At 38.3% G+C, this 7,478-nt stretch carries 8 protein-coding genes; 1 reads left to right on the top strand and 7 read right to left on the bottom strand.

Features of this window, described 5'->3' with window-relative positions; translation table 11 throughout:
- The 6 genes from SC428_RS20605 to SC428_RS20580 form a co-directional block, all read right to left on the bottom strand.
- A partial coding sequence (locus SC428_RS20605) for a PAAR domain-containing protein (RefSeq protein WP_318710062.1) occupies nt 1-973 on the bottom strand: 973 nt, incomplete at its 3' end.
- 5 nt (nt 974-978) lie between these two features.
- Nucleotides 979-1,404: a DUF1795 domain-containing protein gene (locus SC428_RS20600; RefSeq protein WP_318710060.1), complete on the bottom strand. Its 426-nt coding sequence runs from the start codon at nt 1,402-1,404 to the stop codon at nt 979-981.
- Between the two features lie 779 nt (nt 1,405-2,183).
- On the bottom strand, nt 2,184-2,801 hold the full coding sequence (locus SC428_RS20595; RefSeq protein ID WP_154628735.1) for an inovirus Gp2 family protein: 618 nt from the start codon (nt 2,799-2,801) through the stop codon (nt 2,184-2,186).
- Nucleotides 2,802-3,174: 373 nt separating this feature from the next.
- Nucleotides 3,175-3,759: a helix-turn-helix domain-containing protein gene (locus tag SC428_RS20590; RefSeq protein ID WP_318710059.1), complete on the bottom strand. Its 585-nt coding sequence runs from the start codon at nt 3,757-3,759 to the stop codon at nt 3,175-3,177.
- Between the two features lie 39 nt (nt 3,760-3,798).
- Nucleotides 3,799-4,536, bottom strand: a complete 738-nt coding sequence (locus tag SC428_RS20585) for a hypothetical protein (protein ID WP_140187070.1) — start codon at nt 4,534-4,536, stop codon at nt 3,799-3,801.
- A gap of 167 nt (nt 4,537-4,703) precedes the next feature.
- Nucleotides 4,704-4,910, bottom strand: a complete 207-nt coding sequence (locus SC428_RS20580) for a helix-turn-helix transcriptional regulator (protein ID WP_076914474.1) — start codon at nt 4,908-4,910, stop codon at nt 4,704-4,706.
- Nucleotides 4,911-5,036: 126 nt separating this feature from the next.
- On the opposite strand from SC428_RS20580, the gene SC428_RS20575 reads away from it, so the two are divergent.
- Nucleotides 5,037-5,810 carry a hypothetical protein gene (locus SC428_RS20575; RefSeq protein WP_318710054.1) on the top strand — a complete coding sequence of 258 codons (774 nt, stop codon included), beginning with the start codon at nt 5,037-5,039 and terminating at the stop codon, nt 5,808-5,810.
- A 48-nt stretch (nt 5,811-5,858) separates the two neighbouring features.
- On the opposite strand, the gene SC428_RS20570 is transcribed toward SC428_RS20575, so the two are convergent.
- A complete protein-coding gene (locus SC428_RS20570) occupies nt 5,859-7,061 on the bottom strand; it encodes a tyrosine-type recombinase/integrase (protein ID WP_318710052.1) in 1,203 nt (400 codons plus the stop codon).
- Nucleotides 7,062-7,478: the final 417 nt, after the last annotated feature.

Genomic DNA, 7,478 nt, shown 5'->3' with positions numbered 1-7,478 from the left:
GTGGGATGTCTGGAAATGGGAGGATATCCCCCGACAGGTTTTGCCAAACAAAGCCATCTTCGGTTTTTATTAATCGGCTTTCCCAAAAGAAGCTCCAACCACGGCCGAGTACACCGTCATAGCAATAACTGCTTAAATAATTGCGTTGCCAGTAAAGTGGTAATTCAGATTCATAGGTAAAATCCAGCTCCTCTTCACCGTTTAATACTTTTTGCCCACCAATGATTTCGACAGGACGAGTGAGTATACCGAAGGTGCCAATACCCAAGGATAGACCTGTAAACGCTTTACCAAATCGGCAGAAAAAGCGACCGATTTTGGCACTGCTCGGTAATTTCTCCCACAGCTTCGCCACTGCACCGGGGCCTTTTGCTGCCCCAGCACCAAAGCTTAAAAAGCCGGCGAATAACATCGTGAGGTCAGAGGCAGTGGTGAGCCAAGAGGGGATTTCAGGTTCAATATCTTCGGTTGCTTGTGTACCGCCACCAATTCTGACATTGGGGGAGCCTTCCATCACCGTCGCATCACAGGTGGTCTTATCACCGACCCGAGAAGCGGGAAACCCATTGATATACACCGAGCCAGAGCCTTCTGCCATTTGACGGAGGCTATTTTCTTTGTCACAGTTGACCTGACTCTGCGTGGAGATAGCAGCGGGTTTACCATTAATGCGAACATTGCGTGAGCCGGTTTTGATTTCCCCACTGGGACTTAACGATTTAGACCCCGTTTCAACGCACTTATCCCGCACCCATTCTGCCAGCAGCCCTGTACCATAGCCGACCGCCAGTGAAGCACCAATGGCAAGCACACCGACCCCAATACAGCTTGCAGCAATACCAACGCCCATTAAGACACCGGAAACAACGGCACCTCCGATGGCGATGGCTGCACCTAATACCGTACCGACAAGCATTCCCCACATTGATTTGGAGTGACCGATAATATCCCCGACTCTGGCGGCTTCTGGCATGGCGATTACCCTCTTGGTTGAAAGCTAAGTAGGAGGGTATTCATCCATGCCCATTGCTCATCATTAAAGGCGTTCGGCGATGACATTGTAAAAATCAGGGTTTGGGTATCACTGAAAGGGTAAACGGCCTGAATTTGATAGACTTGCTGCTTTTTGTTCGGGCGGTAGCGTGAACTAATAAGGTGGCCGTGAATACCATTCTCACCGAGCACCGAAGGCTTTTCTTCAAGGAGTTGCCAATCTTTCAAGGAACGTTGTAACAGCTGCTTTTGGTGAGCAACATAGTCATCAAAGGTTTCATCAGCGGGTTTGTCATCCCGAGAAATGTTAACCGCATTGCCAGTGGGGGAAATCAAGATGTTGACAGTTTGTTCTTTGTAGCCCTCAGGCAGGCTGATGCTTCCTTCCGTGAATAAACAACGTTGCTTCATGTACGTAATCCTTTGTTTTTTTATATGGTTTGTTGAAGGGTAAATATTAATGTAATAGTGAAAATTATTAGATTAAAACGAAATTTATAGGCTACTATGTCACATAAATCAAATTATCAACATTATTGAATGGTTGTAAATATAAAATAGTTGTGAGGCTTTATGATTAAGAGCCTATCTCGATAGGTGATACAAACAGTATTTTAAGCAGCTGGTATTAACGTTTAAAGACGATAGATACTGCATCAGCAAACATCAGTTCTCTAAAGTTATTTATTTGTCAACTCCCTATTGAGATAGGTTCTAAATAAAGAAAATAGGATAATTAATGTTGATTATGCATGGAAATCAATGCTGGGACTTATCGAGGCCCAGCTCCAAGCTTTGGATATATTCCATTATTAAAGTATTCTGTTTGATTAAAGCAAAGCAGCTGGTGAAAATCACATACACACTGAAAGTGATCCAGTTTTTCATGTAGAAATTAGTCTTATACGCCAGTATTGCTCTGAGCATAAAGTCATGGATTTATCCTATTACACCCTGTATACCACTGTGAACCCTGATGTATGTATCCTGTTTAGTGATGGAATCAACTAGGTCGTATGGTTTATAGCCTTTCTCATAATAAGCTGCTGAAATAGTAGGTTTTAACAGTATGTTAGGGAGTGATGAAATCTTTGCTAAAAGCCCCTTAGGCCCTAAAGTTGTCAAAGGGAGCTTAAAGGGGCAAGCTGTTTCAAAAGGCAGGTAGTGGGCGCTACCTGCCTAAGTCGCTTCTAGTACTGACTATAGCCTATCGTACGGTAATTCGAACTGTAGTGTTTAGAATATTCTTTAGCTAGGTAATTTAATCGTTCTATTACGGTATTATAGTCATCGCTAAAGGATAAGGCTTCTCGATTTAAACAGTACCGACAGTTCTCAGGGTAGTGAACTAATGGACCAGTATCAATAATAGGGTCTAATTCGAGCTGTAACGCACTGTACCACGCTGTGGTAATCATCGTCCGTAAACTAGGTATATTTAAGTCATAGTCTCCTAGATGATAGTAGGCGTCTTTATTGAAGATTAATGCACAGTGGTAGTGAGGGAGGTATCCATCTACGAGCTCTTTTACCCAGATGTAACGTAAACGGTTAGGGTAAACGCGTATCCCTTGACCTATTTTACGGTGTTGATCGTGTTTAAGCTTTGCATTTAAGGAGTTCATAAAACGGGTGATAGGAGAGCCTTCTGTGTTAGGGAAGCAGTTTGGCATATCCCCATATTCATCCATCATAGGGAAATGGAGATCTACTCGTATCACAGTAATACGAGGGTATGCTTGTAAGGCACAATCTAAAGTTTCAGCAATCGCACCTTGGTAACCTGGGTTGTATTCTTTTTTAGACATAATGATCCCTTAGAGTCATTTGGAATGACCCTTTCGTATGAATGTTGGTAGTGATAAAGGACAGATAATGTGGTTATCTGATCCCTTATGGTTTATTGAGTATTGTGTTATTCCTGTTTAACAGGCATAGATTTATTAATCTATAGATTAATAATGACGTATTTATTTAGATGTTGACCTCTGGCTAAGCTGATATTATTGATATTAGGTTACAGTCAGTATTGGATTATATTGATATCTACGGTGTAAGTTATATTAGTTAGTTATTCAGGTTATGTTATTGGTAATATATATTACCTTTCCAACATCAATAATATTGATAATACCCCACCAATACTGAATTGGTTAATAAATAATCACTCTGTAGTTAGTGCTATTCGAATAGTCTTTTTTTCCAATATCGTTTCACGGTAGAAAGGCTAATATTAAAATGATTAGCGACTTCTCGTTGTTTATATCCTTTGCTCCTCATTTCATAAATAGCTTGTTTATAAACACTTCCTTCGGGGCGTCCTAATATTTTTCCTTGTTGTAATGCAATCACATGTCGTCTATCGAGTTTCATTTTTTCATAATTATCCTCAATGTTTTTTAATTGATTGAGTATTTCGGCTAAAGGGACATTTAGCGAAAATACATTTTGGCCTAAGTCGTTGAGGAAGAGTAATTTCATCCCCAGAGATTGGCAGCGTTGTATAACATAAGCGATTTGTTGTGTGTTATTCCCCAAATCATGGAGTGTTCTTGTAATTAAGGTATCATCAGGTGTAAATACCCTATCAATATAATACATCAATTGACTTGGTAGCTCATTGACATCCGTTATTGATTGATGTTCTAAAATAATATGTTCTCTTTTTATTGGATGGGTGCCAGCGATATCGTTTAGGCATTGCTCAACCTCTTGTAGACTAAAATTGCTATTTTGAACGATTCTAAAATATGCATAATGGCTCATTTTGTCACCTTAAGGGTCATAAAACGAATTAATGAACGGTTAGATTGGATTTATGATAATCGTATCTGGACTGCTCTCTATTTTTCTATTTACTCGCGTTTTATCTATCACACCAATTAAAACACACTGATTGTTTGAGTGATAAATAGGAATAAAAGCGACATAACTTTCTTTTAATATTATTTGGTTTTTTTTGAATGCTGCCTCTATTCCATGGAAAACAATATCCTTTATCGGGATGTGAATAATTGCGTTAAAATCGAATAGGTAATTTTTGTATTCAGTGTTTCTAATTAATATTGTATTTGAAAACCCACCTGCTTTATGTAATTTATAGTGAACGTGCCTGTCTGTATAAATAAAAATGGCCTTTTTAATATATGGTGAATCTATATAGCTATTCAATGTTTCTTGAATGGTTTTCTTTTCCTTTAAACCTATTTTGGGGCTTTTATAAGTATGAGGGTAAGCATGTTTATCAATAATGATCCCTTTTTCTATTATGTGGGTTTGCCAAATATCCAATAAGTATTCAGGTAGTGAAAATACGGGGGTGTCTCCCCATAATTTTTGTGAGTTTTTTTTAGGATTAAATAGCTGGTTTTCCAATTCATTAACTATCTGTGTATGTTGATTTATTTCATTCAACAGCGGGCAAGCACTCGCTAATATGTTCGCTATTACAGCGGAGCGTGTTAAATTATTTTTATGGCAGTATTCATCAATAGCTTTTAGGCTTGATTCATTTTTTATGGTAATAGAAATCCGTTGGGACATGATAATTATCCTTTTCTCTGGGTTATATATATATAAATGAAGACAGTCATAGTTGAATCATCAAAATTCAATAAATTAACTGTTTAGTTTTTTATTTTTTTGTGTAATCACAGAAAATAACATGAAGATTTTTAATCTATTCTCCTTATTTGCTATAGTGAATTAAATTAAACTGATTGTCTGTTAAGTAGCCAATCATTTATTTCTGATTCAACCCAGCCAACGGATTGGCGTCCCAAGCGCTTTTGCTTTGGAAAGGTTGGGTCATAGCGTGGCGATTTGGGATTCATCCAGTCGTACAATGTTGAACGTGCTATACCAATACGTTGTAGTACAGCGGGTAAACGCAATATTTTAATATGAGATGTATTCATTGTCGTTAAGTCTCTATAGGTGTGTATGGGATAAGAAATAGCATAATGAAATGTGCTGAGCATAAACATGTAAGGGCCAATCTTTTTTTTTTTACAAGCCTACTTTTTGTGAGGGTATTTGGTTAAATGAATGAATTAAAAGATATTTATGATTTTTTGATTGATACGTATAATCAAAAAAGGAAAGATGCGCTGAAGGTTGCTATTGAATGTAAGTGGTTATCTTCATCAGTAAAAAAAGAAATTGCAGATATCCTTTCTGAGGATAGTGAAAAGGTTCAAAAATTTTTTAAGGATTTTAAAGGGTATTTTTTTGGTACGGCAAAAGGCGTTGCTAAGGATGTGGTTGAGCTGATAAGACTGAAAGGAACCGTTATGCTGATTACGGCTGGTGGGGGTGGATTAAATGATTATGTTAAGACATTATTTTTATGGGCTGCGATTAATAAATCCTGGGCAGAATTTTGCTGGTCTTTTGATAAAAAGGTATCTGTTGAAGCTTTTTTGGTTTCGATTAGCTATTTAACTCAACTGTATTCAGTTGAACATTATCGAGAGCTTTTGAAGATAGAACGAGAATACCGTTTGAAGAGGATATCTTCATCAAAAAAAGGCGGTAATGTCGTTGCTGAATTAGCGGCGCTTTTTCGAAATGAAGCGATAAGGTTACTTCATCTCGCCAAATCAGATGGTAAGGAATGGAAAAGTAAGAAAAAAGCCGTGGAAGCAATAGAAAATGAGTTGTGGCAATTTATTGAGACTAAAAGAAAAGAAGGGCATAAAACGTTACTAAAACAAGAATCTTTGAATGATGCAGTTTTACGTTGGGCAACATGTCATGATGATCTTCGGTTTGCATTGGAAAATGTTGTAAAAAACAAAAAAACAAGGCGTGATTAGTATTTGATGAAAGAAAGCTAGCTAAATAGATTAGCTAGCTTTCTCGATTTATTTTGATGGCGGTAAAAGATAATCTGCCCAAGCTTGCATCATGGGTCTTCGTTGCTCTAATAAATCAGTGCGGTGGTACGCCGCTTCCACTTTATTTTTAACGGTATGTGCAAGTGCCCGTTCAGCTAAATCCCGCGAATAGCCATGTTCTGAACACCAATCTCGAAAGGTAGAACGAAAACCATGTGCTGTTGCAACGCGACCATTGGTGTCACTGGGGGCTTTGGTTCGCCTAAGAAATGAGGTGACAACCATATCGGAGAGCACAATTTGTTTTCTAGGTGATGGAAAAACTAGTGTGTCATGTACGCCTTTTAGATTGTTCAATAGCGCTAAAGTTTGCTCAGATAATGGCACTCGGTGTTGCAACCCTGATTTCATACGTTCTGCGGGTATTGTCCACACCGCTCGTTTAAAATCAATTTCCTGCCATTGCATCGCTCTAGCCTCGCCAGAACGACAGGCTGTTAACATGATAAATAGCAGTATTGCTCGGGTAACATTGTAACGTTCGGGTTGGTATATATGTGTGCGAATATATAAAGGTAGCCTTTTCCAAGGCATCGCAGGTTGATGCTCGGTACGTACATGAGCGCTGATTTGTTGCGGTAATAAATGGTTAACGACATCAGTAGGGTTGGCTGCGCAATAGCCATGAGCCCATCCCCACTGCATAACTGCGTGGATACGTTGTTTTATGCGGGATGCTGTTTCTGAGCGAGTTAGCCAGATAGGGCGTAATGCATCTGCAATATTGGCTGTAGTTATGATATCCAACTTTAATAAACCTATGGTAGGAAATACATATTGTTCCAGTGTAGTGATCCATTGTTTACCGTGTTTTTTATTTTTCCAACCAGGTAGTAACTCTGCATGGAGTTTACGGGCAGCCACCTCAAAAGTAGGGATTGAAGGTTCATCGGAGATTGATTTTTTGAGCTCAAGAGGATCAATGCCTTTAATAATTTGTTCTCGCATTGTTGATGCGATATTTGTAACTTCGGAAATAGATATTTCGGGAAAACTACCTAATCCAGCATTTCTTCGTTTTTGTGTTACAGGACTCATATAACGAAGAACCCACTTACCTCTACCCTTTGTTGATGATGGATGAAGAGTAAGACCGGTAATACCACCATGAGACAATGGTTTATCCCCTGGTTGAATATGTTTTGCTTTAGAATGAGTTAATACCGCCATGATGAATCGATCCTCAAAGTTGGGTATGCCATTTGGTATGCCATTTATGTTAAGTTTTGAATGGAGTTAATTATATGTGTTTGGAAGTGACGTTTGAATAAGTAATTGAAAATAAAGTATAATTTGGATTTGTTCGTACTGGGTTGGAATTGTTTTAGGCAGACGTCCGTTCCGCCACTTATTAAGCCCCGTGAGATAACTCACGGGGCTTTTTACTATGTAATTTTTACTCTTTGTATTACAACTCATTTATCTAATCTCTATTTATAATTCTTATTAAAATCAAGTTATTGTATCAAAAATGCTATCGGTGATAGTAAACACTACTTATCGTTCATTAATGATGAATGAGTAGTTAATTATCACGCCAACTCTGTATTAACTTCATAAGATATAACATGCCGGCTTTGATATACT

This window comes from Providencia sp. 2023EL-00965, assembly GCF_033550225.1.
Classification (GTDB): domain Bacteria; phylum Pseudomonadota; class Gammaproteobacteria; order Enterobacterales; family Enterobacteriaceae; genus Providencia; species Providencia manganoxydans.
Note: the sequence above shows the minus strand (reverse complement) of the source record. Positions and strands in the feature narration are given on the sequence as shown.

Excerpts from the sequence above, each read along its gene's own strand:
- SC428_RS20570 (WP_318710052.1), bottom strand. The coding sequence starts at position 7,061 with ATGGCGGTATTAACTCATTCTAAAGCAAAACATATTCAACCAGGGGAT.
- SC428_RS20595 (WP_154628735.1), bottom strand. The coding sequence starts at position 2,801 with ATGTCTAAAAAAGAATACAACCCAGGTTACCAAGGTGCGATTGCTGAA.
- SC428_RS20600 (WP_318710060.1), bottom strand. The coding sequence starts at position 1,404 with ATGAAGCAACGTTGTTTATTCACGGAAGGAAGCATCAGCCTGCCTGAG.
- SC428_RS20575 (WP_318710054.1), top strand. The coding sequence starts at position 5,037 with ATGAATGAATTAAAAGATATTTATGATTTTTTGATTGATACGTATAAT.
- SC428_RS20585 (WP_140187070.1), bottom strand. The coding sequence starts at position 4,536 with ATGTCCCAACGGATTTCTATTACCATAAAAAATGAATCAAGCCTAAAA.
- SC428_RS20580 (WP_076914474.1), bottom strand. The coding sequence starts at position 4,910 with ATGAATACATCTCATATTAAAATATTGCGTTTACCCGCTGTACTACAA.
- SC428_RS20590 (WP_318710059.1), bottom strand. The coding sequence starts at position 3,759 with ATGAGCCATTATGCATATTTTAGAATCGTTCAAAATAGCAATTTTAGT.